This window comes from Alcanivorax sp., from assembly GCF_040118815.1.
In the GTDB taxonomy this organism is placed as follows: Bacteria; Pseudomonadota; Gammaproteobacteria; order Pseudomonadales; family Alcanivoracaceae; genus Alcanivorax.
Genome location: NZ_JBEDTC010000019.1, coordinates 262,777 through 287,327 on the forward strand (window position 1 = coordinate 262,777; position 24,551 = coordinate 287,327).

Annotated in this window: 25 protein-coding genes; 9 read left to right on the plus strand and 16 right to left on the minus strand. The window is 59.3% G+C overall.

Translation table 11 applies throughout. From position 1 onward, the window contains the following. Window positions 1–50: 50 nt before the first annotated feature. The 6 genes from ABNH18_RS15080 to ABNH18_RS15105 all read right to left on the minus strand — a co-directional run bounded on the left by ABNH18_RS15080 (window position 51) and on the right by ABNH18_RS15105 (window position 6,462). The gene (locus tag ABNH18_RS15080; RefSeq protein WP_349383629.1) at window positions 51–1,445 is read right to left on the minus strand and encodes an efflux transporter outer membrane subunit; all 1,395 of its coding nucleotides are present in this window, start codon (window positions 1,443–1,445) and stop codon (window positions 51–53) included. Further along, window positions 1,438–3,372: a MacB family efflux pump subunit gene (locus tag ABNH18_RS15085; RefSeq protein WP_349383630.1), complete on the minus strand. Its 1,935-nt coding sequence runs from the start codon at window positions 3,370–3,372 to the stop codon at window positions 1,438–1,440. The genes ABNH18_RS15080 and ABNH18_RS15085 overlap by 8 nt, the downstream gene beginning before the upstream one ends. Next, the gene (locus tag ABNH18_RS15090; protein WP_349383631.1) at window positions 3,372–4,535 is read right to left on the minus strand and encodes an efflux RND transporter periplasmic adaptor subunit; all 1,164 of its coding nucleotides are present in this window, start codon (window positions 4,533–4,535) and stop codon (window positions 3,372–3,374) included. The genes ABNH18_RS15085 and ABNH18_RS15090 overlap by 1 nt, the downstream gene beginning before the upstream one ends. 236 nt (window positions 4,536–4,771) lie before the next feature. Continuing rightward, a complete protein-coding gene (locus tag ABNH18_RS15095; protein ID WP_349383632.1) occupies window positions 4,772–5,452 on the minus strand; it encodes a DUF4336 domain-containing protein in 681 nt (226 codons plus the stop codon). Window positions 5,453–5,511: 59 nt separating this feature from the next. Then, window positions 5,512–5,727, minus strand: coding sequence for a DUF3820 family protein (locus ABNH18_RS15100; RefSeq protein ID WP_323775099.1), 216 nt, complete (start codon window positions 5,725–5,727; stop codon window positions 5,512–5,514). A 114-nt stretch (window positions 5,728–5,841) separates the two neighbouring features. Continuing rightward, window positions 5,842–6,462: a cation diffusion facilitator family transporter gene (locus ABNH18_RS15105; protein WP_349383633.1), complete on the minus strand. Its 621-nt coding sequence runs from the start codon at window positions 6,460–6,462 to the stop codon at window positions 5,842–5,844. 146 nt (window positions 6,463–6,608) lie between these two features. Here ABNH18_RS15105 and ABNH18_RS15110 point away from each other — a divergent pair, with 146 nt between their 5' ends. Together ABNH18_RS15110 and ABNH18_RS15115 are read left to right on the plus strand one after the other, a co-directional pair. Beyond that, window positions 6,609–7,025: a MerR family transcriptional regulator gene (locus ABNH18_RS15110; RefSeq protein WP_349383634.1), complete on the plus strand. Its 417-nt coding sequence runs from the start codon at window positions 6,609–6,611 to the stop codon at window positions 7,023–7,025. A 168-nt stretch (window positions 7,026–7,193) separates the two neighbouring features. Continuing rightward, window positions 7,194–7,586, plus strand: coding sequence for a hypothetical protein (locus ABNH18_RS15115; protein ID WP_349383635.1), 393 nt, complete (start codon window positions 7,194–7,196; stop codon window positions 7,584–7,586). Between the two features lie 212 nt (window positions 7,587–7,798). Here ABNH18_RS15115 and ABNH18_RS15120 read toward each other — a convergent pair whose 3' ends face one another. The 4 genes from ABNH18_RS15120 to ABNH18_RS15135 form a co-directional block, all read right to left on the minus strand. Further along, the gene (locus ABNH18_RS15120) at window positions 7,799–8,911 is read right to left on the minus strand and encodes a DUF1513 domain-containing protein (protein WP_349383636.1); all 1,113 of its coding nucleotides are present in this window, start codon (window positions 8,909–8,911) and stop codon (window positions 7,799–7,801) included. Between the two features lie 96 nt (window positions 8,912–9,007). Further along, window positions 9,008–10,042, minus strand: coding sequence for an imelysin family protein (locus tag ABNH18_RS15125; protein WP_349383637.1), 1,035 nt, complete (start codon window positions 10,040–10,042; stop codon window positions 9,008–9,010). A gap of 39 nt (window positions 10,043–10,081) precedes the next feature. Then, complete coding sequence (locus ABNH18_RS15130; RefSeq protein WP_349383638.1) at window positions 10,082–11,476, minus strand: di-heme oxidoreductase family protein; 1,395 nt, start codon at window positions 11,474–11,476, stop codon at window positions 10,082–10,084. A 109-nt stretch (window positions 11,477–11,585) separates the two neighbouring features. Further along, window positions 11,586–12,875: an imelysin family protein gene (locus ABNH18_RS15135; protein ID WP_349383639.1), complete on the minus strand. Its 1,290-nt coding sequence runs from the start codon at window positions 12,873–12,875 to the stop codon at window positions 11,586–11,588. Between the two features lie 264 nt (window positions 12,876–13,139). Between ABNH18_RS15135 and nhaD the strand changes: the two genes are divergently transcribed. After that, window positions 13,140–14,369 carry a sodium:proton antiporter NhaD gene (gene nhaD / locus ABNH18_RS15140; RefSeq protein ID WP_349383640.1) on the plus strand — a complete coding sequence of 410 codons (1,230 nt, stop codon included), beginning with the start codon at window positions 13,140–13,142 and terminating at the stop codon, window positions 14,367–14,369. Here the strand turns inward: nhaD and ABNH18_RS15145 are convergent. Next, complete coding sequence (locus ABNH18_RS15145) at window positions 14,366–14,908, minus strand: hypothetical protein (RefSeq protein ID WP_349383641.1); 543 nt, start codon at window positions 14,906–14,908, stop codon at window positions 14,366–14,368. The genes nhaD and ABNH18_RS15145 overlap by 4 nt on opposite strands. Before the next feature lie 88 nt (window positions 14,909–14,996). Continuing rightward, window positions 14,997–15,272, minus strand: coding sequence for a hypothetical protein (locus tag ABNH18_RS15150; RefSeq protein ID WP_349383642.1), 276 nt, complete (start codon window positions 15,270–15,272; stop codon window positions 14,997–14,999). A 218-nt stretch (window positions 15,273–15,490) separates the two neighbouring features. Here ABNH18_RS15150 and ABNH18_RS15155 point away from each other — a divergent pair, with 218 nt between their 5' ends. Beyond that, entirely contained in the window at window positions 15,491–15,799 is a 309-nt protein-coding gene (locus ABNH18_RS15155; RefSeq protein WP_349383643.1) for a hypothetical protein, read from the plus strand. Here the strand turns inward: ABNH18_RS15155 and ABNH18_RS15160 are convergent, their stop codons facing one another. After that, on the minus strand, window positions 15,800–16,984 hold the full coding sequence (locus ABNH18_RS15160) for a BamA/TamA family outer membrane protein (protein ID WP_349383644.1): 1,185 nt from the start codon (window positions 16,982–16,984) through the stop codon (window positions 15,800–15,802). It abuts the gene before it with no gap. 76 nt (window positions 16,985–17,060) lie between these two features. Between ABNH18_RS15160 and ABNH18_RS15165 the strand changes: the two genes are divergently transcribed. Next, the gene (locus ABNH18_RS15165; protein ID WP_349383645.1) at window positions 17,061–18,629 is read left to right on the plus strand and encodes a phospholipase D family protein; all 1,569 of its coding nucleotides are present in this window, start codon (window positions 17,061–17,063) and stop codon (window positions 18,627–18,629) included. A gap of 20 nt (window positions 18,630–18,649) precedes the next feature. On the opposite strand, the gene ABNH18_RS15170 is transcribed toward ABNH18_RS15165, so the two are convergent. From ABNH18_RS15170 to ABNH18_RS15180, 3 genes are all read right to left on the minus strand, one after another. After that, complete coding sequence (locus tag ABNH18_RS15170) at window positions 18,650–18,892, minus strand: hypothetical protein (RefSeq protein WP_349383646.1); 243 nt, start codon at window positions 18,890–18,892, stop codon at window positions 18,650–18,652. 83 nt (window positions 18,893–18,975) lie between these two features. After that, window positions 18,976–19,515 carry a DinB family protein gene (locus ABNH18_RS15175; protein WP_349383647.1) on the minus strand — a complete coding sequence of 180 codons (540 nt, stop codon included), beginning with the start codon at window positions 19,513–19,515 and terminating at the stop codon, window positions 18,976–18,978. A gap of 13 nt (window positions 19,516–19,528) precedes the next feature. Next, window positions 19,529–19,774 (minus strand): serine protease, encoded by a 246-nt coding sequence (locus tag ABNH18_RS15180; protein WP_349383648.1) that lies wholly within the window; start codon window positions 19,772–19,774, stop codon window positions 19,529–19,531. A gap of 222 nt (window positions 19,775–19,996) precedes the next feature. Between ABNH18_RS15180 and ABNH18_RS15185 the strand changes: the two genes are divergently transcribed. Genes ABNH18_RS15185 through ABNH18_RS15200 form a run of 4 tightly spaced genes read left to right on the plus strand, consistent with a single transcriptional unit; the run spans window position 19,997 to window position 24,375 of the window. Continuing rightward, window positions 19,997–20,788: a DUF3348 domain-containing protein gene (locus tag ABNH18_RS15185; protein WP_349383649.1), complete on the plus strand. Its 792-nt coding sequence runs from the start codon at window positions 19,997–19,999 to the stop codon at window positions 20,786–20,788. After that, window positions 20,785–23,031, plus strand: coding sequence for a DUF802 domain-containing protein (locus ABNH18_RS15190; RefSeq protein ID WP_349383650.1), 2,247 nt, complete (start codon window positions 20,785–20,787; stop codon window positions 23,029–23,031). The genes ABNH18_RS15185 and ABNH18_RS15190 overlap by 4 nt, the downstream gene beginning before the upstream one ends. Continuing rightward, window positions 23,031–23,675 carry an OmpA family protein gene (locus ABNH18_RS15195; RefSeq protein ID WP_349383651.1) on the plus strand — a complete coding sequence of 215 codons (645 nt, stop codon included), beginning with the start codon at window positions 23,031–23,033 and terminating at the stop codon, window positions 23,673–23,675. The genes ABNH18_RS15190 and ABNH18_RS15195 overlap by 1 nt, the downstream gene beginning before the upstream one ends. Beyond that, window positions 23,665–24,375, plus strand: coding sequence for a DUF2894 domain-containing protein (locus ABNH18_RS15200; RefSeq protein ID WP_349383652.1), 711 nt, complete (start codon window positions 23,665–23,667; stop codon window positions 24,373–24,375). The genes ABNH18_RS15195 and ABNH18_RS15200 overlap by 11 nt, the downstream gene beginning before the upstream one ends. Window positions 24,376–24,551: the final 176 nt, after the last annotated feature.

Genomic DNA, 24,551 nt, shown 5'->3' on the forward strand with positions numbered 1-24,551 from the left:
GATCGCCGTATTGTGTCGGTTAGCGGATCAAGCGGCAAACCAGGGGCACGTCAGGATTCCGCAGACGCCTCGCTCCCTTCACCCCCTTCACCCAATACCCGGTACAGGGTGATGCGCGACTGATACTGATTGTAGATCAGGTCCAGGCTGTTCTGGCGCGCACTGTTAAAGCTGCTTTGCGCGCTGAGCACGTCGGTGAGCTCGGTTTCGCCTTCCTGATAACGCACCTGCGCCACCCGATAGGCTTCCTCGGCTTGCTGGTATGCCTCTTCACGATACTGCTGCTGCTCAGCCAGCCCCTGCACATTACTCAACGATTGTTCTACTTCCTGCAGGGCCACCAGCAAGGTGCCGGTGTAACTGACCACCTGCTCTTGCCAGGCGGCCTTGCTCTGATCGATCCGCGCATTGCGGGCACCGCCATCAAACAGGGTTTGCGCCAACGACACGCCCAGACTGTACACCGCATCGCCATTGAACAACGACGACAGGGCGCTGCTGGCATAACCGCCACTGCCGGTGAGCGTGATGGACGGCCAGTAATCCGCCCGGGCGGCGGCCACGGAATAGTCCGCCGCCATCAGGCTGGCCTGGGCCTGGGCAATATCCGGGCGCTGGGCCAGCACCTGATCCGGCAAACCGGCCTGAATCTCCGGCAGCTGCAGATTGCTCAGGGTGCCGCCACCCACCTGGAATGCCTGCGGCATTTCTCCCACCAATACCGCCAGCGCATAACGGCTTTGTCGCAGCTGGTGACGCAAGGACGGTAACTGCGCTTTCACATTGGCGACCACGGTTTTCTGCTGGGCCAGATCCTGGGGAGAGACGGCCCCGTTCTCTACCTTGGCCTGCACCACATCCAGTACTTGCTGGGCCAGCGCCAGGTTTTCTTCCGAGAGCGCCAGGTTGTCCTGCAGATACAGCACCTGCAGATAGGTATTCACCACACTGGCAATCACGGTGAGTTGCACGGTATCGCGACTGAACTGGCTGGCCAGCAGGGAGGCTCGCGCCACATCACGGCTATTGCGAAGCTGCCCCCACAGGTCCAGCTCGTAGCTGGCACTCACGGAAGCGCTGTAGCTTTCACTGCTACCGCTTTCGCCGAATACACCACTGCGGCTGCCCCCGGTGCCCAATCCCAGAGTCGGGAACAGGGCTGAACCCGCCTGGCTGAGTTGCGCATCCGCCTGCTCGACCCGCGCCGTCGCCGCCAGTAAATCCGTGTTGGCCGCTAACGCCTGGTCCACCAATTGGTTCAGTTCCGCACTGTTGAACTGCTGCCACCATTGCGGGTGATGCACCATGGCTTCGCTGGCCTGCTGCTGGTTAAGCCATTGTGCCGGCATGCTTTGCTCTGGCGCCTCCAGGCCGGACCGCATGGCGCAGCCGGACAGCAGAACAAAAGCCGTCACCCAGACCAGCTTGCTCATTGTCTTAGTCATTACTGAGTGCCTCCACAGGATTCAGGCGCGCGGCCTTCAACGCGGGGGCAAAACCAAACACCAGGCCGATGCCCGCGGCGCAAACAAACGCGGTCACCATCACCGGTACCGAGAACACAATGGCCATACCGAAAGCGTCCAGCAACCAGCCCACCAGTACGCCAATCACTACACCGATCACCCCGCCCAGCGCAGACACCACCACCGCTTCGGTGAGGAACTGCTGCAGGATGTTGCGCTGACGGGCGCCGGTGGCCATGCGGATACCGATTTCGTGAATGCGCTCAGTGACACTCACCAGCATGATATTCATCACCCCAATGCCCCCCACCAATAATGAAATCGCGGCGATGGAACCCAGCAGCAACGTCAGGGTGTTCTGAGTTTCCGAAACCATATCCAGCAAGGAGGCCATATTGAAAACCCGCACATCCTCCTTGCCGTGACGCTGGGTCAATAGGTTAACCGCCGCGGTTTCGGTCTCATCAATGATGGCAACATCGTCCACCGCCAGGGTGATGGAACGCAGATAATGCTGACCGAACAAGCGCAGGGTACCGGTCGTCAAAGGGACAATGACCACATCATCTTGATCCTCGCCCCGATCACTGGCGCCCTGGGCGCTCATTACTCCAATCACCTGAAAGGGAATGCTGTCGAGCAGCAGGAACTGCCCCAGCGGATCACTGTCGGGGAACAGCTTCGTTTTCACCGTCTGACCAATCACTGCCACCGGAGAATAACTATTGAGATCCTCCTGCCCGAAAAAAATACCCTGCTCGGGCTGCCAGTCACGCAACAACGTAAAGTCTTCACTCACTGCCTGTACGCTGGTAGAAATATCCTTACCATTCGCTCGAGCGGTAACCCCACCGGAAATCTCGGGCACTGCGGTTAAAACATTCGGAAGCGACTTTAACGCCTCTGCATCCGAGGGCACCAGGGTAGCAATCACCCCATCCGCCACTCGTTGCATGCCTCGGGCTGGCCGAATCACCAGAAGATTGGTACCGCGCTCATTGATCTGCGCCACCACATCCTGTTTAGCGCCTTCACCAATCGCCAACATCACCACCACTGCGCCGACCCCAATCACAATGCCAAGCAGCGTGAGCAATGTTCGCATCCAATTTGCGCGCAACGAACGCAAAGCCATAACCACGGCTTCGATCACCTCACCCATATCCGGCATGGCCGACTCATGCGGCGGCTCCGTCACCGGCTTGGCTCGTTCCTGCTGATGCAGTTGATGGCGCGTGTCATTGATCACATTGCCATCATGGATTTCCACCACCCGGTCCGCATGGGCGGCCACCTTGGCATCGTGCGTAATCACGATGACCGTATGGCCCTGTTCCGCCAAGCTCCGCAACTGGGCCATCACCGCTTCACCACTAACGCTATCCAAAGCGCCGGTCGGTTCGTCAGCAAGAATAACCTTGCCGCCATTCATCAAGGCTCGGGCAATAGACACGCGTTGCTGCTGCCCCCCCGACAGTTGGTTGGGACGATTCTCCAGCCGGTCTTCAAGACCAAGATTCGTGAGTAGCTGTTGCGCCCGCCGCTTGCGCGCTTCTCTGGACACGCCAGCATAAATTGCCGGCAGCGCTACGTTTTCCCAGGCACTGGCAGTGCCAATCAGGTGATAACTCTGGAACACAAAGCCGAACATCTCCCGGCGTAACCAGGCCAGCTGATCATGATCCATGGCCGTCACCGGCTGACCGGCAAACCGGTACTCCCCTTCACTGGCTTGATCCAAACAGCCAAGGATATGCATCAGGGTGGATTTACCTGAACCGGAACTGCCCATAATGGCCACAAACTCACCGGCCTCGATGGACAAATCGATACTGTGCAACACCTCGACATCCTGATCGCCAGCAGGATAGCGTTTACAGATATTGCGCAGCTCAATCAGCGCCATTAGAACAATCTCCCTCGACGGGAACGCAGCTCACTTTTTTGCAAAGGTGCAGCGCCTTCCCGCTGGCCTAACGCAACGGTGTCACCTTCGGAAAGGCCCTCATCTATCACCACGCGCACGCGGTTATTAATACCCACTTTGACTCGCTGTGGTTGCGGCTCTCCCTTGTCGTTCAACACTCGAACGCTCCATTGTCCACGTCCTGCAGGTTTCGCTGCAGCCATGGGCAAGCTCAACACATCCCGAGCGGAATTAACCACGAAGAACACCTGTGCGGTCATCCCGGACATCAGCTTGCCATCGTCGTTCGCCACATCGAATTCAGCGGTGTATAGAACCACGTTGTTAACCACTTCCGGCGTCGGCAAGACTTGCCGTAATTCACTGTCATAGCGCACCTGACCATTGCCAAGGGTATTAAAGTAAACCGGCATCCCTGCGCTCAGCCGGTGAACGTCAGCCTCGGATACTTCCGTGGAAATGGTCATCACGGACAGGTCCGCAATACGCATAAGCGTTGGTGTAGTCTGATTGGCATTAAGCGTCTGACCTTCACGAGCATCCAGACTCACCACGGTGCCGCTGCGAGGCGCATAGATTTTTGCGTAGCCCAGGTTGGCCTGATCCCCTTCCACGCTAGCCTGCTTCTGACGAATTTGCGCCTTCAACACCTTTATCTGGGCACGGGTAATGGCAAGGGTTGATTCAGCGCTTTGAAATGCATCTTCGCTGGTGGCATTGGCATCACGCAGACGCTGCTGGCGCTGGTATTGAAGCTCTGCCAGATTCAGTTCTGCCTGCCGCTGTTCCAACTGGGCGCGCAAGGCTTCCAACTCTGCCAACCCGGCGTCCACCTGGGTCTGTTGCACGGAAGCATCAATTTCCGCCAGCAACTGCCCCTGCTCCACACTGTCACCCACATCCACATACAACCGGGTTAGCTGCCCGGACACCTGCGCCCCCACATCGACATAGTCACCGGGCTCCAGCGTGCCCAGCGCGGTGACCAGTTCTTCCACATCGCCACGCTCCACTGTGGCCGTTTTCCACTGAATCGCTGGCGCCGACGCGAATCCCCAGCGCCAGCCAGCAAGCAGCAGACACACCATCAGAATGACAAACAAAAGAGCCGTTTTCGGATAACGGCGAATCCAGCGGGACATGGGCAATTCCACAAACCAGTAATGATGGTTAAGGAATATAGCGGGAAAAGTTGCAAGAAATGTGGAGAGAGGGAGGGAGGGGGAGAAACAAGCGACAAGCTGCAACGCGGGCTGGGGGCGGAGCCACACGGCGACCGCCCTGCCCGCGACAGATCAGTTGAAAGTTCAATATGAAAAATTGAAAAGGAAACCGGGGGAACTTTTTCGGTTTGTCTTTTCAAGCTTGTAGCTTGCCCCTAGAACAACCACTCCATGCCGTGGCGCACCTGATTGCGGGCATTTTCGGTGATCACCTCACCGTGGGCCAGGCTGAGTTTTTCGAAGGGCCACTCGAGGATACGGGTAACACTGGCGCGGGCCTTGCGACGATTCAGGTACACCAGGCGCAGCACTGGGTGCCACCCCGGGACCTTCCACAAACCGCCCAGCTTCAAATACCAGCGGGTGAAACCGTGGTCGCATTGATGAAAGTTTTCAATCAAATCCGCCGCAATCAGGGTTTTGCTGGCCTGATGGTAGAACACCGTCTCGTGCAACATGGAGCCTTCAATAAAGACCAGCTCAAAGTCATCGCCCCAGTCCGGGTGTGGTGTTTCCGACAGTAATGCATCCAGCGACAGATCTTTGCGCTTGCTCGCCAGTTTCGCCGGGCCGTGCAGCACCGCCTGCGGATAGCGCTGCTTCACATCAGCGGCAAAAACATGGTGGAACAGATTGGGGCAAACAATGTGGGTCACCTCGCCCAACGCCGCCAACTCCTGCGCCAGGGGCTCATCCACCGGCACTGGAGAATGCAACAGCAAGCCGCCAGCAGACAATTTGACCACCGTCATACGGGCCCCCACATGTAGCCCCATGAAGCTATGGGGAACCGAATACGCCCAAACATTATTGGCAACAACATCGAGTAACGGCACAGCTGGCTCCTGAACATGACAATGCGCTCAGGATACCTGCTTGATTCAGCGGATACAGCCTATTTACGCAACGGGTCCAGCAGGTTTTCCGTGCCGTCCATTTTCAGCATCAAGGCCAGCGCCATCAGCCGCCCCAGCTCTCCCTTCGGAAAGCCTTTTTTGGTGAACCACAGCAGATAAGGCTCAGGGAGATCAATCAGCACCCGCCCGGCATATTTACCAAAAGGCATGGTGCGCTCGACCAGAGCGGTCAGGTCTTCCTGTTTGAAATCCATAGGTCTCAATCGTGATGGCAGAGGGGAAAGCCGTAATGGCAGACAGATGCGCCTCCAATACGGCCATGCAGCGTACCGCCCTGCTCACTCACCGCCAAGCCCCATCGCGCTTGCTCAGTCCTCGCATCGGTCACCCGTCACCGATTCGCTGCCGGCCTGACGCAAAATCGAAACCGCACTGTGAGTGAACAGGCCGGCAATCGCCACTGCCACCAACAAATCCGGCCAGCGGCTATCCAGCCAGAATACCAGGCTACCGGAAAGCAACACCGCCAGGTTGGCCAGCGCATCGTTGCGCGAACACAGCCAGGCGGAACGAATATTGGCATCGCCCTGGCGGTGGCGCAGTAATAACAAAGCACTGATCACATTGGCCGCCAGCGCCACGCTGGCCACCCCCATCATCAGCTCACCTTGTGGCGCACTGCCCTGCAACAGCGCCCAAACGCTGTTCGACAGCACGATCACGCCCATCACCAATAACGATACCCCTTTAATGCGCGCGGCACGTACCCGCCAGGCCATCGACTGCCCCAGCGCCCAGAGTGTTAACCCATAGGTGGCGGTGTCGCCCAGGAAATCCAGCGCATCTGCCTGCAACGCCCGTGAATCCGCCAGCACTCCTGATGCCGCTTCCACCACAAACATCACCGCATTAATGGCCAATACGATCCAAAGCACCCGCTGGTAAGCCGGGGCCGGATTTTCCACTATCTCGTGATCACAACAACCCATGTTGCCTCTCCTGTCTCTTTGAACCCAGCACGGCGCGGTCGCTCCTGCATCGCCCCGCTCCTTGATTCCGTTTCACCTTGACTCCATTTAAAAAGCTATAGTGACTACAGGTTCAAGCCCAAATTTCCCTTTGTGATGAGGTAATCATGCCTACCCTCTTTTCCATCGGCACTCTCAGCCACGCCACTGGCTGCAAGGTAGAAACCATTCGCTATTACGAAAAAATTGGCTTGATGCCCGAACCCGCCCGCAGTGAGGGTGGCCAGCGCCGCTACCATCGGCGCCATCAAGAACGATTGAGCTTTATTCGCCACAGCCGGGAACTGGGGTTCACGCTGGAAGACATTCGTGAACTGTTAACAATGAGAGAGCAGCATGGCTGCGCCGATGATATCGCCCGCCGGCACCGGGACGCCGTACAAAACCGCATCAGCGCACTGACCGCCCTGCGTAATGAACTGGACCGGATGATTAGTGAATGTGGGGACGGGCAACCGGGCGAATGCCGGGTGATTGAGGTGCTGAGCGATCACGGACAATGCCTGACCGACCACAGCGGCTAGTCCCCGCCACAGCGCTCTGGCCGGCTGAATGCAAACACTTTTACAACAGCTTCCATACCGATATACCCCATATGGGGGACGCAGATTATTGCCAGATTTCTACAATGATGCTGAGTGGCTCCTTGGGGAGCCATGGCTGCCGATAATGAAGGGAACAAGGGGAAGATCATGAAATGGACGCTTGGCATTACCGCGCTACTCGCATCACAATTTGCTGCCGCTGACTATTACTCCAGCCTGGACGACGATACTTGCTGGGATGCTCGCAACAGTGGCGGCGGCCCCTGCATGGTGGTCCACAACACCAAGTGGAGCCAGTACAGCAAAGGCAACTTCATCGTTACCTACCGCAACTCCTGCAACAACCGCATCTACGCCCGTTTCTGTAACGAAAGAAAAGACGGCTCAGAAGATTGTGGCGCCTCCGGGATCAGAGCTGGCGGCACTAAAAGCTGGTCCACCCACAATGCCAATGGCCGCTACAGCTACAACTCCATCGGCGTGGAGAAAGGCTCCAAGGACTGGGTTTGCTCTGGCAAGGTATCCGACTGGCACGACTGACACCCTGCGTGTCGCTAGCGGGCGCTTGAAAAGCGGCTAACGTTAGAGCCCGGCTTGCCGAGTTCTGACGCCTCTGCCCACTCCTCACTCAGGCGCACCTCAAGAGGTACGCCTGCCGAAGATGTCATCCTGTTTTGTAGGAGCGGTGGTTTGCCATGCCCGACGGGTGCCACCGCGATGCCAACAACGCGGGTTAGTGGGAGGATCTTGGCTTAGCTCAACCACAGGTGGTTATCCCACCAGCCCCCCGGCAGTTCCAGCCACTGGCTTTGTACCTCTGCGGTGCGGCTATCGTAGTAGCGGCATTTGCCCTGCCCCGAGGTCACCGCGAAACCGGCCGACACCGCACCAACACCGGCACAATCCGACATGGGCGCATCCAGCAGCGTGTCACCGCTATCCAGATCCCAGATAAAGAACCGGTTTCCCCGCGGGGCCGTCATGGCGATTTGTCGCTGCTCGCTGTGAATGGCAATGCTGGCCGTGTACTGATCCATCATCGCCAGCTGCGACTGGCTAACCGGGAACGGCTGGTAGGCTCCACCGGGCCGCTTGATCGCCAGCAACGGCACACGGTTGTAGGCCGGGCCATGGTACTGCTGGCCGGTGATCACGGTGCCATCGCCAGCCACATCCAGGTGACGGATGCTGCTTTGTGCATCGGCCAAGGTTTCTTTGCTGATCAGCTCGCCATGGCGGCTCATGATCACCAGGCTGGGCGCCATGGCCTCCAGGTTCATTTCCTGGCGACTGCCCTCTTCAGTACGAATGCCGCCATTGCCGATGACCAGAGATTCGCCGTCTGGCATCCAGGCCAGTTCGTGGGGGCCAACGCCATGGGTGCTGGCTTCTCCGTCATGCACCAGCTGCAACGCGGCCCGATCAAGGAGATAGCGCCCCAGCACGCCGCGGCCGGGTTCACGGGTGTCGTTTTCGGTGGTGTATAGCCACTCGCCCTGGGCATGAAACACCGCGTGGCCATAGAAATGCCGATCCGGCTGGCTGTGCAGGGTTTGCAGCAGTCGGCCATCGCGCAGGTCGATCAGGTAACTTTCCCGGGCCGGCCGACGCCCCACATACAACGCCACCGGCAGGAACGGGTGGCGGGCCACCGCATGACAGCGTTCGGCCACTGGCGTGGCAAATGCCCGCTTACCATTCAAGTAATAGCCCACGGCATAATGCTGACCGGCATCATCGTTGCGCGCGGAAAGCAGCAAAGGCGATTCCGCCCCCGCGCCGGGCCATAGCGACCAGCCGCCCAGCGCGGCCAGTCCTGCCATCGTCGCCCCCGCACCCAGCAGCTTCCGTCGTGTTAATGGCATAACGCTCTCCGCGAGCCCGCACTGCCAACGCCGTGCCTGGCTTTTTAACTTTTAACTTTTAACTCGTAGCTCACAGCTCACAGCTCACAGCTGACCCTAATCCCCGTCGTTGGCGTTAAAACCAATCTGGATATTCAGGTTTCGGGCCAGCTCTGTCTGTTGGCGGTTTTCCAAGTTATCCAACGCTGCATAGAGCACCGTCAACGTCTCGCTGTGTTGCGACGCTTGCACCAGCTCCATCAGCGGCGCAGGCAGGGCTGCCAGTTGGTTGGCCACGCCTGCATAGGCCTGGTCGATGTCTTTCACCAGGGCCGCATCGCTCACCAGTGAACGCACTCGTTCCCACACCGCCTGCGCGCCTTGCAACGACGCCTGCAGGTTTTCAATGGATTGCCGGCTGCGCCATGCCTCCGCCTGGTAAGGCTGAGCCACGCCCTGATTCAGGCGCCCCATGGGCGTGCCCAGTTTTTTCTTCAGCACATCCACCCCTGTGATCTGCATGCGCAGAATTGCCGCCAGGCCTTCATCCGCCGTGGCGTAGCGATCATTGGGGAAGTCGCGCAACTGCGTCAACATGCCGCCCGGCTCGTTCCACAGCGCCAGCACCGCCTCGGACAACGCCAGCTGGTGGCGGGCGATGCCGGTGAGCAGCGGGCAGTAACGATCACGGCTATCCGCCAGTGTGACCGATTCATCAAACAGCACATATTCAAAGGCCGTCAGCCCCTGCACCACCACGCTGGCCTGATCCAGTTGCTCACGGGTCAGCGGATCGGCCTCGTCCAGCAGCGTTTCGGTTTGCCGAATCACCATGTTGCGCTTGTCCGGCCAGAACTGGACCTGCCAGCTGCGGTTGCCTTCGGATAGCGGACCGACCATCAACGGCTGCAGGTACGACCACCGGGACTGGGCCTGATAAAACGCTGCTCTCAAACCATCCGTCGATGCTTGCGGATCAGCGCAGTACGTATCTGCACTGTCCTTCAGGGCGGCATTGCTGTCGCGCCATTGCTGGTGGGCGGGCAACAGCACATCGTTGGCAAGCCGAACGGTAACTTCCTGGCGCGGGTTACTACACCCCGTCAACAGCACCGACACAGCGACCGATACCAGTATAACCAGAGCACGCATAATCACTCCTCAACCTTAAAAACCGTGACAGGAAAAACGTTATAAAGAATTCAAAAACGCCAGCAGAGCAGCGCGCTGCTCGGCGTCAAAGGCCAACACCGCATCCCGCGACTGAGCCGCTTCGCCGTCATGCCAGAGAATGGCCTCCATCAAGTTGCGGGCACGGCCATCGTGCAAGAACTGGGTGTGCCCATTCACGGCTTCGGTGAGGCCGATCCCCCAGAGCGGCGGAGTACGCCATTCCTGGCCATTGGCCAGAAATTCCGGGCGACCATCCGCCAGCCCCGGCCCCATGTCATGCAGCAACATATCCGTGTAGGGACGAACAGTCTGGTTGCTCAATTCCGGTTCCGCGGCATCGGCACCGGTGGTAAACACCGGCACATGACAGCCCTGACAATTGGCCTGGAAAAACAGGCTTTTTCCCGCCAACACTTGCGCATCGTCCACATCCCGGCGGGCGGGCACCGCCAGATTGCGTGTATAAAAGGTGACGTTGTCGAGGATCGAATCGCTCACTTCCGGCTCGCCGCCGTTGGGCATCGCCAGGCAGTCGGGCTGAGCGGTGGAACAGGAATCCGTGGATACCAGATGGCTGGTCAGGCCCATGTCATTGGCGAAGGCTTCCGCATTCTGCTGACGCAAACTGGGCTGGCCGGCTTTCCAACCGAAGCGCCCCATGGCCGTAGTGTTGTTGCTGCGGTCCCAAACCCGGTTGGCTCGGCCGCTGATACCATCACCGTCCTCATCTTCCGGGTCGGCATGAGTCAACAGGTCAGCTTCCGGAATAGCTTCGAGCAAGCCCAGCCCGATGACTGGCGGGGCGATGCGGGCGGAAAACAGGGTCGCCGGATGCATATCACCGTAGGCCAGCTGGCTGAAACTCAAACGCGGTTCGCGCAGGCTAACTGAATGGCCATCCTCGAAGGTCACAGTGCGCTCGCGGTAATCCACCCGCACTCGCCCTTCCGGCTCTATGCCCGGAATGGCCGCATCCTGAAACTGCCCACCATAGTTTGGCTCAGGCATTAACCCGCCCTGGGTCAGGTCATCCTCGGCTCTGGCGGGCACGGACAAGCGCACCAACATGGAAACCGCCTGCTTGGCATCCGGCCCGGGAGGATGGCCACGACCATCCTTGATATGGCAGTTCTGACACGCGTTGGTATTGAACAGCGGCCCCAGCCCATCCCGGGCATCGGTGGAAGCCGGCGCGATCACCCAGGGATTGCGGAAAAAACTGTTGCCCACGCTGAAGTCCAGCCGCCGGGACGGCGATAAATTGGCCAATGGCAGCGAGAATGCATTCTGATCCGTCTTGGTGACGGTAGCCTCACCCGCAGACAGAATTTCGCCGGGTTCGGCTTCGGTAAACGTGGGGCCGGCATCACAGGCCGCCAACAGGGCGACGAGGGTCAGCGGGAGATATCGCAAGGGTCGGGCTTCCTTCTTTCTTGATGGCTGGCGGGCCGCTGGCTCAAGCGCGCCTGCAATCAAAAGGGGCCTGCGCCCCTTCTGTTCACGCGCGTCTTTCAGGTTCTGGTCAGAAGCTGTGATTGGCCGTATCCGGGTTCAGGGCCTGAATGTTCAGCACCCGCGCCGCTTTTTCAATGCTGGTGGTTTGCACTACCAGGGCGTCTATCGCTGCATTTACCGTGTCCGCGCCCTGCGCATTGCCCGGCGCAATCAACTGGTCAAAATGGGCGCCATTGTTGGCGCTGTCCACTAGCACCTGCAGCGCTGCTTCGCTGGCGTTCAGGTCGGTTTTTAGCTGGGTGTCGGCGGCCGGCTGGTTCGCCGCTACCAAGTCGCTCAGCGAGGGACCGGTCAGGATCTCGCCGTTCACCCGCTGATACTCGCCCAGGTACACATTGCGAATGCCCTTGCCGTTATAAAAGTGCGACGCATGGGTGTTATCGCTGAAGCAGTCGTGCTCGTCTTCCGGGGAATGCGCCGCCAGCGCCACTTTCATGCGCTCGCCGGCCAGCTCGCCCAGAGACAAGCTACCCATGCCGAACAGCATTTTGCGCAGGCCGTTTTCCACGCTGTCTGCCTCCAGCTCGGCGCGGTAATTCTCTTCCTCTGGGCGCCACTCATCGACCATCACTTCCAGGTCATCAATCAGCAGATCGGTCACCACCGACAAGTACTCGCGACGACGATCGCTATGGCCACCCGTGGCCTCTGAGCCGGTGGCAAAATCCGTTGCCGGGCGTTCGCCCGCACCAGCATCAGTGCCGTTCAAGTCCTGGCCCCACAGCAAGAACTCAATGGCGTGGTAACCGGTGGCCACATTCACTTCGGAACCGCCCAGTTCATTGAGGCTGGCCAGCAGCTCCGCATTCAGATCCGTCAGGTCCAGGGTCTGCTCACCGATTTTCAGGGACTCACTGGCAATGATATTGGCGCGGGCACCGGGGTTGCCCATCACCGCCTGGTAGTCTTCGTTGACGTAATCGATCAGGCCCTCATCCAGCGGCCAGGCGTTCACCTGCCCTTCCCATTCATCCACCACGGCATTGCCGAAGCGGAATACCTCGGTCTGCATGTAGGGCACCCGCGCGGCACGCCAGGCATCGCGAGCCGCGGCCAGGTTGGCTTCGGTGGGCGCCGCCAGCAGGGTGTCGATCTGCGTTTTCAAGGTGCGGGCGCCGGCCAGCGCATCGCCATAGGTAGCCAGCGCCACATCGCCGTAATGGCTGACCACCTGTTTGCCCTGCGCCTCATCATAGGCCGGAGCCGTGTCGGCGTCGGTGGATTGCGGTTCGTCGCTACAGGCAGACAAGAACAGGGAAGCCAGCAACAGGCCCCCGGTGGACAGGCGGGTCAGCATGAAAATTCCTCGATGACGTCGGACAAAACAAGCAAAACGCACCGGTGCACCGGCGCAAAAGCAATCTGGGTGCACATAATGCGAATTATTCTCATCTTTTTAAAGGGGGGCGTGCAAAATTTGCACATCATTCTCTATCTTTTCGCCACAATTCATCAGATAACGGCAGATAAACAGGTCGTTTACGGTGAACCTCGTTCACAAAGCGCCTAAAATAGCGCCGCTCTTCACTCCCACCTTTGCCTACCGTGCGAGTCGCCCGTCATGACCACCATTTTACTGATACTGGTAGCGCTGGGCTTTTTGTCCATCGTCGTCGAAGACGTCGTCCATATCGATAAAGCCAAAACCACCCTGTTTTTCGGGTCGTTCTCTTGGCTGCTTTTCTTTATTGCCCCCCCGGCCCACCTCAGCCACGACGCGCTGATGGAAAGCCTGAATGAAAACCTGCTGGATATCGCCACCCTGTGGCTGTTCCTGATGGCCGCCATGACCTTTGTGGCCTATCTGTCCGGCAAGGGCATTATCGACAGCATAGTCAACAAGCTGCTGCCCGAGCACATCAGCGAACGCAAGCTGATGCTGCTCACCGGCCTGTTCGCGTTTCTGTTTTCCTCCATGGCCGACAACATTACCGCCACGCTGGTGTGTATTGCAGTGTTGATGAACCTGAACCTGCCGACCAAGAAGCTAATGCGCTATCTGGTGCTGGTGGTGTTCTCGGTGAATGCCGGCGGCACCGCGCTAATCACAGGCGATGTCACCACGCTAATGATCTTTCTGGCGGGAAAAGTAAACATTCCGGATCTGCTGTTACTCAGCCTGCCTGCCGCCGGGGCGGTGGCGGCACTGGCCTTCATGTTGTCGCTTGGACTCAGTGGCGATGTGCACATAGAGAAGCAACACAACGCGATCGAACGCGGCGACAAGGTTATCGCCCTGCTGTTTTTCGGCACCATTATCGGCACCATCGCTGCCAACGTGGCGTTCGGCATCCCGCCGGTGCTGTGTTTCCTGTTCGGGTTATCGCTAATGTTCATGGTGGTACAGTTCCTGAACAAGGACGAACCGATTCTGGAATACATCCGCAAAATCGAGTTCGACACCCTGCTGTTCTTCCTGGGCGTATTGCTGCTGGTGGGCATGCTCAAAGAACTGGGGATGCTGGCCTACTTCCCGGCCCTGTATGACGTGATGCCACCGATAGCCGCCAACTTCCTGGTGGGCCTGGCCTCGGCGTTATTCGATAACGTGCCGCTCACCGCCGCCCTGCTCAATTCCGGCATCGAAATGAACCTGGCGCAGTGGCTGTCACTGACCTATTCGGTGGGGGTAGGTGGCTCACTACTGGTCATCGGCTCCGCCGCCGGGGTGATCGCCATGAGCAAAATTGAGGCGCTCACCTTCGGCAGCTACCTGCGTTACTTCGGCTATCTGCTGGTGGCCTATACCGTAGGGTTTGTTGCGGTACTCGGACTAGGGCAGTTGCTCTAGGAAGCCGACCAACGGCCTTCGCGTTGCAACTGGTTTTTCCATTTCCGCCAGCGGGGCTCAGCATAGGCCGGGCGGGGTTTCAGTGCCCTTAACGGCACCCAGCCCCCCGCCGCCAGGCGGTCTACCCACTGTTCACCGGGCAGGAAGGCCTCCCCTTCGTGGGACAACCCATCGCAGCTATAACGGAAACGCAGCAACCACAGCGTCTCCTCTCCAGCCTCTGGCTCATTGTATTGCGTCACGGACAACACCGCCCCATCCACATTGGTGCCGTGTTCTCTGAGCAAGGCCCGCTCGTAGTAATAGCCAATGCTGCTAACACTGGTCACCAACGCCATAATCATGACGCCGATGCCAATCAGCGCAAAGAAAGCCCCGCCAAACGCTGCCCCCCAATCATCGCCACCTTCGAACCAGAGCAGTCCGCCCCCAACCGCCGCAAACGGCAAGCCGAGAAAAAAGAAGAGCATGAAGAAAAGGGAAAAATGCTGGCGTACCGACTGCAGCAGCAGCGGCCAGCTGAGCGGCCCAATGGCCATAGAGTGACTCCCGTCCCTGGAAAAACCAGACAGGAGCATACCGAAAAAGCCCACGCAGCCCGAGGGTTAATAAACGGTTAAGTTTGAATCAATTAGCGCCGTACAGCTCGTTATCCAGATCCTTCAAATCCTTGTCCAGCTGTTGCCAGTTCGCCTGGCTATCCACGCTATCGGTACCGGCGAGCTCGTGGTATTCATCAATGCGTTGCTGCAATTCCGTCAGCACGTCCTGCAGGGCCAGCTGGTGCCGCTCGGCTTCAGTGCTGCGATCTCCGCCGCCCTGCTTTTCCAGTTGATCCAGCTCTGTTTCCAGTTCATCCAGTTTGCTTTTGATATCGGCAATCATCTGTTTACCGGTTTCCATAATCGCAACTCCTTGTTCGATCAGGGATTCACAGGCGAATCCGGTTTCAGAGTGGCCCCATTTATTGAACAGGGTCAAGTCTGCCGCCGGCAACGGTACAGACGGTCAGACAATCGGGCACCAATACGTGTTCCCTGAGCCCATAATGGTTATGGTCGTTGTTAACCGCTACATTGCGGAACCGCCTCCCCTTTCCCGATTGACCATGTAGGCCAACAATGAAAAAAACAGCAGAACGAGCAGAGCTGCTCAAGGACATGATTCAGGAAGCCATTGAAGATGGCGCCACCACCGTGGAAGACGTGCACCAGCATATTGCCGGGCTACCGTTTGACGCGCTGGAGAAGCTGGGCCTCTTTGAAGACAAGGCCCCGGCCCTGAAAGAAAAACAGCGCAAAACCATTGGCCTGGTGTACGACACCATTCGCAAGGTAAATCAGGAAGTGGGCACGCTGATTTCCGAACAATTTGCCGCGCTGGAAGATGCCCGCACCGCCGCCAAAAATATGGACAACAAGGAAGACTGATTACCAGCTGGAGCCGGCTTTAATGTAGTACGCCGTGTCTTCCGGGCCGCGCGCCACATCGACCCCCATGGTCATGCCGTAACGGCGCGCAATCAGATAACGAAAACCTGCTCCGTAACTATTGGCCACCTCCGCGTCAGACAAATCACTCAGACTCTCCGCCGCCCGGCCACCGCCGGCAAAAGTATTAAACCGCCAGCGCATGCTGGCTTTCCAGGTGGCTTCCACTTCTGCCACCGCCACCGCATTACCTTGATAGCGCACCGCGGGGATACCGCGCAAATCAATATACGGCGCCACATAAGGCGCCAACCGCGTACTGTCACTGACTTCGATACCGTCGTACTGCATGCGCAGCGCAAAATTAAAGTGCTCGTTCACATTCCAGTAGTTCAGCCCTTCCAGGGTGTAACTGCCGTAATTCGCATCACTGCCGATACTGTCGCCGAACCACACATAATTGGCTGAGTAGTACAGGCCGCTCTGTGGCGACATGGGGTTATCACGGGAATCGTATTCCATCAGCACCCCCAGGCCAGAGTTACGGCTGGTTTCGCCCAAATGATTATCCAGGTAACGATTCACCAATTGTTCCAGGCCCGAATTCGGCAAGCGGATATCCTCTTGCAACTCCAGCTTTACCTGACGATAAACCTGGCGGGCACCGAGCATCCAGCGGCTTTTACCCAATCGAAATTTCAGCTCTTGCACCACCGCCGGGCCATCCAGGTTCAGCTCGATCGGTCGATCCAGCTGCCGCCCACCGAAAGAGTAAAAATCCAGATTCAAATCCGGGTACAACGCAAACCCCCGGTAACGAACCCGGTCGTCATACCAAAAGCCCATGTGCCCCAGCCCCGCGGCCTTGGTACCATTTTCTGTCGCCCCCAAACCCGCCACCGTAATGTTGTTCGGCAGAATGGCCGGCGCAGAACCACTCACTCGCTGTTTTTTCTGCTCATCGCTTTCGTGAAAAAAAATGCCCGCCACGCCCAGACCATTGCCCACCGCAGGTTCGGTAATCAACATGGGAACCGGCAAAAAGCCCATCGGCACTTCAGACAGATAACGGCTGCCGTCCAGCATGCCGTCTTCGGGATCGATCATGTAATCCTGGAAAAAATCTGCCTGAGCGGCGCCTGCCATCAACCCCGTAACAACCGCCAGCATCCCTCGCTTGAGCATGACCCGATCCCTGTCAGTTTGAAATTATCGCGCTGTTGCGCTTTGATAATCGCAGACTTGCTGCGATGACTCCATCATGCCTCATATTTCGCCCTTTATTGGATTATTACTGGTTACCCTTCTCTCCACCGCCTGTCAGGCGCAGCCCAGCTATGATCCTGGCAACCGCCCTGCCAGCACCGCTCTACCCAGCCCTGCCGAGGGCCCCATCGCCGAAGGGTTGGCACAACTTCACCAGAACCCCGAGCATGAGAACCAATCCGGCTTTTACCTGTTACACGAAGGGCTGTCGGCCTTTGTGGCACGCGTCGCCCTGATCGAAGTGGCCCAGGTCTCGCTGGACCTGCAGTACTATATTGTTTCCGACGACACCTCGTCGCACATCATCGTCGCAAAACTGCTGGAAGCAGCAGACCGGGGCGTTCGGGTGCGGCTTCTGGTCGACGATCTGGGCACTCGCGTGGCAGAGCCACTCGTTGCCACTCTCGAACAACATCCCAACATCCACATCCGCATTTTCAACCCGGTTGCCGCCCGCAGCGGGATTAGCCGGGCGTTCCAAATGGCTTCACATTTCGGGCGCACCAACCACCGCATGCATAATAAACTGATGGTGGCGGACAGCAGCGTCATGATCACTGGCGGGCGCAACCTGGGTGACGAGTATTTCTCCAATACCAATGTGGATTTTCAGGATGTCGACGTGATGGCCGTGGGCAAGATTGTCCCGGACGGCGTTGCCAGTTTTGACCGGTACTGGAATACGCCCGCCTCGGTGCCGATAAACCAGGTTCTCGATGCCAACGATGCGGACATGGACCTACCCACCTTGCGGCACAGCCTGCTCGCCTTTCTGGATGAACAGAGAAACAGTGAATTTGCCAGCGCCCTCTCCGGCTCCAACCTGGGACGCCGCCTTGTGGAAGGGAAAGTGCCACTGGACTGGGGGCAGGCCACGCTCTACGCCGACCCACCGGAAAAAGCCACCGCCCGTGACACGGTGAGCCGCGACGATTATCTGGGCGCCTCTCTCAAGCCCCTCCTCGACAGCGCGCAACAACGGCTGCAAATCAGCTCTGCCTATTTTGTGCCCGGCGATGCCGGTGTGGCACTGTTTTCAGCACTGTCAGAGCGTGGCGTAAAAATCGATATCCTGACTAACTCCCTCAGCACCACCGACGTGGCTATCGTCCACAGTGGCTATGTGCATTACCGCAAACCGCTACTGGAGAGTGGCATAACCCTGTGGGAACTTCGCGCTGAAGCCGGGCAACAGGAACGCATGCACTGGTTCAAGGGAAAGTCCCGCGCCAGCCTGCACGCCAAGACCTTTGTCATCGATGACGACCGCACCTTCATCGGTTCAGTAAACCTGGATGGCCGATCGATTTTGCAAAATACGGAAATCGGTTTGCTGATTGAAAGTGAGTCGCTAAATCAACAACTCAGCCAACTGTTTGCCAGCTGGATTACCGAGGATTCAGCCTGGCATGTCAGCCTGAATGAAGAAGAGGAACTGCAGTGGCAAGCGCGGGACGCGAACGATCACACACCACTGACCGTGGACCACGATCCGGAGACATCTCGCTGGCAACGCTTCAAAGTATGGATGTTGTCGTGGCTGCCGATTGAATCGCAAATCTGAAAATGACGGGTCGCGGAACGTTACTCGTCATTGCCATCAGCTTCTTTTTCTTCATTCCCGTCATCACTGCCATCACCAAAAATATCCTTGGCCGTATCGCGAAAAAAGTGCCCGGTTTCACGGGTCGCATCACGGGTGGCGTGGCCGATATCGCGGGTGACATTGCGGGTGGTCTCACCGACCTCACGACCACTGTCCTTTATTTCCTGTTTCTGTTGGCTGGAACACGCGGACACCATCAGCAACACGGTCAAAACCATCACTATCCTGTTCATTACCACCTCGTCATTCTGCGCCCAGGCTGATCCCGTCGCGGCCACGTACAATCATCCTGTAAAAAACCCATTTATTGCACGTCGCTGGGTAGGCACATCAACAAATCCGTGACACCCACATCAACACCTGCTTGCGACATTAACGTAGTCACCTGGCCACGGTGATGCGTCTGATGATTGAAAAAATGCGTCAACAAACTGCCAAACCGCCGCCGGGCAGCAACGCCCTTGCTATTACGGTAGGACAACAGATAATCCAGGTCGGCTTCACGCAGCGCCCCACACCAATCCATTATTTTCTGATCCAGCCATAACCGGTGCATGTGCAGTTCTGGAAACGTGTCTCGCGCCGGCACATCCAACGCTGACGGTGTGGGCAATATCGCCATGGGCGCCAGGCTGTCAATGCACGCCGGGTGCAACGCAAACCGTTTCAACCACAGCGTGTCTGCGACCACCAGATGATTCAGCGTGCCCTCAATCGAGCCGAAAAAAGCGCCCCGGTCCTCCTGACGCATCGCGTCCGGCATGGTAACGGCGGCCCCATAAAGGCGCGCGTTCATCCACTGATTATAATCCGCCAGCAAACGAACAGCGCTCAATTCGCTCACGGCGCCTCAGCCCTCATTGATCCACGTCCGCACCGGCACAAAACGCTTCAAAGCCAGCGGGCGTATTGGCAAACCCCTCGGCCTCAGCCAGCTCCCAGGAGCGCTCGCAGGCTGCGGTCGCCGAACACCATTGATAGCCACCGGAAGGCAAGCAGCCGTGGCTGTCCCGGTCGGCCCCCACCGGCTTACCCGACTCACAGCCACCGAGCAGCCCTAAAGCCAACAGCATCACCGGTATCGCGGCCTTCATTGCGTTCATGCGCACTCCTTATGCACCACCGCGCCGGCCTCCGGCCACGGCTGGCTCTACGACGGATTTCGCAACCCGTCTCTCAACCGACCAGCGCATTATCATCGCCGGCCTTTCCCGATTAGAATGGGCGGCTGGCCCACCGATCCATTCTAATCGGGAAAGCAGCACATTGCTGCGGCCACCGACAAGCCCGTTTTCACAGCACCTGCAGTCGCCATGGACAACAGTATGCATAGGACGCAAACACCCGCGCAAACCGGCCCCGCCGGCAGCCGGCTGGTACAGCTGCTCGCCAGCCTGGACCCGAAAGCCGCCGCGTCCTCGCACCCCTGTTTCGCCGAACGGCTGGGCCGCCTGTTTGACCTGTCAGACACCATTGCTCTGGATGCCGCCACCCAGCACCGCCCCAATGGCCCCTTTTCCCCCCGGGACGACATTACCGACATCCTGCAGGCCGACCTGCTCAAAACCCGCAACACCCTGCTGGAAAACCTGAGCCACAGCTTTGCCGGCAAACAAGCCGCCTCGGTGATCAACCTGCCCGCCGTGAACGGTGACGCCCCGGCGGGCAAGCGCCCCACGTTCGGCCCCTATGAGCGCTTTCATCAAGCCCATCAGCGGCAAATGATCGCCGCACTGGCCAACCTGCGCCTGCGTGCCCGACGCCTGCTTACCGCGTACAGTGCCGAGCTGGCCCGGCTGGCCGAGCTGGATGCGGTGTTCGAGCAGAGCCTGCAGCCCTACGTACGCCGTTGCTTTACCGCCCTGCCCGCCTTTCTGGAAAAACGCTACCGCGCACTCTGGCAGCAAGGCCAGCACACACCCCCGCAAGACTGGATGGCCGCCAATGGCTGGCTCAACCAGTTCTGCCAAGAAATTCAAATGCTATTACTCGCTGAACTGGACGCCCGCCAAGAGCCCATTCTGGGCCTGTTGGGCGCCGCCACCGCCGCGTCCGGCAACGCCAACACCGGCTCCACGTTCGCCGACATTGATGACAAGGAAAGCACCACCCCATGAGACGTTTTTTATTTGCTCTGCCCTTTGCCCTTGGCGCCGTGGCCGTTATCTGGATTGGCTCCACCTTTCTGCGCAATCCGGTGGCCCTCACCGTTACCCTGCTGATCGCCGCCGTTTACGGGCTGGGTTTTCTGGAACTGCTGCGCTATCGCCGCGACACCGCCCGGCTGGATCAACAACTGCAGCAACTCCCCGAGGCGGATGCCGGCCGTGAATCCCTGACCCGCTGGCTCACCGACCTGCCCGGCACCCTGCGCCATGCCGTACAACGCCGTGTCGACGGCCAGCCGGCGGCCCTGCCCGGCCCGGTGCTGACCCCTTACCTCACCGGGCTGCTGGTCATGCTCGGCCTGCTCGGCACTTTCGTGGGCATGATCGTCACCCTGAAAGGCGCCGCCACCGCCCTGGATGGCAGCAGTGAATTGACCGCCATTCGCAGCGCCCTGTCCGCGCCTATTGCCGGCCTGAGCCTGGCCTTCGGCACCTCCATTGCCGGGGTGGCGGCCTCCGCCATGCTGGGGCTCACCGCCACCCTGTGCCGCCGCGACCGCATGGAGGTGTCCCGCCTGCTGGACGACGCCGTGGATGGTCAGCTGTATCGCTTTTCCCTGAACCATCAGCGCGAAGCCGCCTACGCGGCCCTGCAAAGCCAGTCCCAGGTTTTCCCGGAGCTAGTCACCGCCCTGCAGACCCTCACCGGGCGCATGGAACAAATGGGCGAGCAGCTCACCGGCAATCAGCAAGCCTTCCACAGCGGGCTTCACGAGCAATATCAGGGCCTGGCTCAGTCCGTCGGCGACTCCCTGCGTGACACCCTGGCCGACAGCAGTCGCCTGGCCGCGGAAAGTGTGCAGCCGATCATGGCCCAGTCACTGGCCAGTCTCAGCGAGCAGGTCCAAGGCACACACGAAAAGCTCAACGCCATTACCGAGCAGCAGCTCGGCACCCTTACCAAGCGCTTCCGCGACACCACCGAGCACGCCGCCGAACACTGGCGTGCCGGCCTTGCCGAGCACCAGCAAACCAGCGCCCGGCTGGTCAACGACATCAGCACCTCGCTGGCCGCTCACCACGATCAATTCCAGCACAACAGCAACGACCTGTTGCAACAGGTCCGGGACACGCAACGACAGCTTGGCAGCGCCAGCGAACAGCAGCTGGCCACCATTACCGGGCAATTTCAGACGGCCACCCGCCAGGCCCTGGATGACTGGAACGCCGGGCTGGAAGCCCACCGGGCCAGCGGCGCGGACTTGCTCGAGCAAGTACAACGCACCCAGCAGGCCGTGGCCGAACACAGCGAAAAACAGTTTGCCGCCATCGCCGGGCAATTCCAGGCCAGCACCGAACAGGCTGCCCAACACTGGCAAACCGGCCTCGGCGAACAACAACGGACGGTGGCTACCTTGGTCAGCGAAATCCGTAGCGCCCTGCACGAGCACAACAGCGAATTCCGCGACAGCGCCGCCGGGCTGCTTAGCGGCCAGCAAACCGGCATGGACAGCCTGATCACCCAGCTGGGCGAACAACTGCATGCGCTACGAGACCAGGAAGCGGCTCGCGGCGATGCCGCCAGCGAGCGCCTCGCCGGGCTGGAAACCACCGTCACCGAACATCTGAGTCGCCTGGGCACCGCTCTGGAAGCCCCCATGACGCGCCTTATCGAAACCGCTTCACAAACCCCCAAAGCGGCCGCCGAGGTGATTACCCGCCTGCGCGAAGAAATGACCCACAGCAGTGAACGGGACAACGAACTGTTGGAAGAACGCCGCCGCATCATGGCCGAGCTGGACACCCTGCTCAGTGGCCAGCAAGCGGCAGCCGGGGCGCAACGTGACGCCATCGACACCCTGATCCGCACCTCCAGCGAGACCTTGAGCCAGGTCAGTGACACGTTCTCTCAGCAGGTCAACGAGCAAGCCACGCGCCTCAATCAGGTGGCCGGCGATGTCACCGGCAGCGCCGCCGAAGTGGCCAGCCTCAGCGATGCCTTCGGCGCCGCCGTGCAGGTGTTCAGCACTGCCAACGACGCCCTGCTGGACAACCTGCATCAGGTGGAAACCTCGCTGGAAAAATCCTCCGCGCGCGCCGACGAGCAGCTGGGTTATTACGTGGAACAGGCCCGCGAGGTGATCGAGCTGAGCATGGCCTCCCAGAAAGAGGTCATCGACGCCCTCGCCAGCCTGCGCCATAACGATGCGCCCGCTCAGGGCGGCCAACGCCCGGCTTCCGAGGTCAATTGATGGACGAATTACACGACAGCGATGCCCAGGCCTCGCCGGTCTGGGCCATTTTCTCGGATCTGATGGCCGCACTGGTAGGCATTCTGGTGCTGCTGCTGGTGTGGGTCATCGGCATCCAGCTGGAATTAAGCCAGTCCCTGGAGCAGGAAAAAGCCAAACGCCTCGCCGAAGAACAGCGCCGCATGGCACTGGAAGAAGCGCTGGCCGACCCGTTGGCCAGCGGCCGGGTGACTTTCCACAATGGCCGCATCGGCATCAGCGGCAGCGTGCTGTTCCAGCTCAACTCTGACCAGCTGCAACCGGAAGGCGAAGCCTTGCTGAGCGATCTGGTTAAACCTTTACAGGTATTTCTCAGCCAGCACGACGACATGCTCATGGTCAGCGGCTTCACCGACGATCTGCCCATCAACCGAGGCAATGGCCGTTATGCGGATAATTGGGGGCTGTCAGCCCAGCGAGCCCTCACCGTCACCCGCACCCTGATCGAACAGGGCATGCCGACGGACCAGGTGTTTGCCGCCGCCTTCGGCGAAAACCAGCCGGTGGCCGCCAACGACGGCGCCGACAGCCGCGCCCGTAACCGCCGGGTGGAACTGACCACGGTGCCCCGGCAAAGCGGAGGCGGTGAGCCCGATGCACCCTGATCGCTCTCAACAATTGGATAACGCTGATGGTCCCGTGCTCGACGCTCTCACCGCTCGCCTGGAGGCGTTGCGTAAACAAGGAGCCGAACACTTCGACCCGGTGCAATTCCGCTATCTTGCCAGCCTGGCCCAACGGCTGGCTGCCTTAGCCCAGCCCCCCGCCGGCAGCCAGCACAAACTGGACAGCCAACTGGCCGCATACGAAGCTACGTTCAGTCAGGCAAAGGAGACCCTGCAACGCGCCGGGGTACCCACCGACCACCCCGACCAGTTCCGCCGGCAACTGCGCCGACTAAGCCAGCCGACGCAACCCTCACCGTTTGCGCTCTTACAACAGGTTTACAGCGCCGCCCCCGTAGATGACAGCCCGGAGGAGAAAAACACCCTGGCAGGCTTGCTGAAACAGCAGGAAACTCAGGTGCTGGCAGACAATGGGGCCAGCGCGCCACCGCCGCCACCTCGGCAACGGGAACTGAGCGCCCTGCGCCAGCTTCGTAGCCAGCGGCAAGCGCACCAGGCCCGCCAGCGCATCGACGATGCCATCACCCAGACCCCCAGCGACGCAGGCCCTCTCAACTCCCACCGGCTGGTCACTCGCTCCATCGAAACCCTGCGTGATCTGTCGCCTGCGTATCTGGAGCACTTTGTGCAGTATCTGGATACCCTGATGAGCCTGGAAAAACTCGCGCCGAAGCGCTGAACCCTCGCCTCGTGTTCTGCCTATCTCGGATGTCGGATTACGCCTTTCAGGCTAATCCGACCTTGTGTCTCTCCGGCGGAAGGATTTGCTACCCTTTCGCCACTGCTGGCGGGCAACCCGTATCCGACCTGAGGCCCTGAGCCTGTGACGTAGATAGGTCTCGCCAGTATTTCTCT

Coding starts and splice junctions, on each gene's coding strand:
- ABNH18_RS15180 (WP_349383648.1), bottom strand. CDS start 19,774: ATGAACGCAATGAAGGCCGCGATACCGGTGATGCTGTTGGCTTTAGGG.
- ABNH18_RS15185 (WP_349383649.1), top strand. CDS start 19,997: ATGCATAGGACGCAAACACCCGCGCAAACCGGCCCCGCCGGCAGCCGG.
- ABNH18_RS15195 (WP_349383651.1), top strand. CDS start 23,031: ATGGACGAATTACACGACAGCGATGCCCAGGCCTCGCCGGTCTGGGCC.
- ABNH18_RS15160 (WP_349383644.1), bottom strand. CDS start 16,984: ATGCTCAAGCGAGGGATGCTGGCGGTTGTTACGGGGTTGATGGCAGGC.
- ABNH18_RS15150 (WP_349383642.1), bottom strand. CDS start 15,272: ATGGAAACCGGTAAACAGATGATTGCCGATATCAAAAGCAAACTGGAT.
- ABNH18_RS15165 (WP_349383645.1), top strand. CDS start 17,061: ATGCCTCATATTTCGCCCTTTATTGGATTATTACTGGTTACCCTTCTC.
- ABNH18_RS15110 (WP_349383634.1), top strand. CDS start 6,609: ATGCCTACCCTCTTTTCCATCGGCACTCTCAGCCACGCCACTGGCTGC.
- ABNH18_RS15190 (WP_349383650.1), top strand. CDS start 20,785: ATGAGACGTTTTTTATTTGCTCTGCCCTTTGCCCTTGGCGCCGTGGCC.
- ABNH18_RS15135 (WP_349383639.1), bottom strand. CDS start 12,875: ATGCTGACCCGCCTGTCCACCGGGGGCCTGTTGCTGGCTTCCCTGTTC.
- ABNH18_RS15085 (WP_349383630.1), bottom strand. CDS start 3,372: ATGGCGCTGATTGAGCTGCGCAATATCTGTAAACGCTATCCTGCTGGC.
- ABNH18_RS15100 (WP_323775099.1), bottom strand. CDS start 5,727: ATGGATTTCAAACAGGAAGACCTGACCGCTCTGGTCGAGCGCACCATG.
- ABNH18_RS15145 (WP_349383641.1), bottom strand. CDS start 14,908: ATGGCCATTGGGCCGCTCAGCTGGCCGCTGCTGCTGCAGTCGGTACGC.
- ABNH18_RS15125 (WP_349383637.1), bottom strand. CDS start 10,042: ATGCGTGCTCTGGTTATACTGGTATCGGTCGCTGTGTCGGTGCTGTTG.
- ABNH18_RS15155 (WP_349383643.1), top strand. CDS start 15,491: ATGAAAAAAACAGCAGAACGAGCAGAGCTGCTCAAGGACATGATTCAG.
- ABNH18_RS15090 (WP_349383631.1), bottom strand. CDS start 4,535: ATGTCCCGCTGGATTCGCCGTTATCCGAAAACGGCTCTTTTGTTTGTC.
- ABNH18_RS15120 (WP_349383636.1), bottom strand. CDS start 8,911: ATGCCATTAACACGACGGAAGCTGCTGGGTGCGGGGGCGACGATGGCA.
- ABNH18_RS15200 (WP_349383652.1), top strand. CDS start 23,665: ATGCACCCTGATCGCTCTCAACAATTGGATAACGCTGATGGTCCCGTG.
- ABNH18_RS15080 (WP_349383629.1), bottom strand. CDS start 1,445: ATGACTAAGACAATGAGCAAGCTGGTCTGGGTGACGGCTTTTGTTCTG.
- nhaD (WP_349383640.1), top strand. CDS start 13,140: ATGACCACCATTTTACTGATACTGGTAGCGCTGGGCTTTTTGTCCATC.
- ABNH18_RS15105 (WP_349383633.1), bottom strand. CDS start 6,462: ATGGGTTGTTGTGATCACGAGATAGTGGAAAATCCGGCCCCGGCTTAC.
- ABNH18_RS15115 (WP_349383635.1), top strand. CDS start 7,194: ATGAAATGGACGCTTGGCATTACCGCGCTACTCGCATCACAATTTGCT.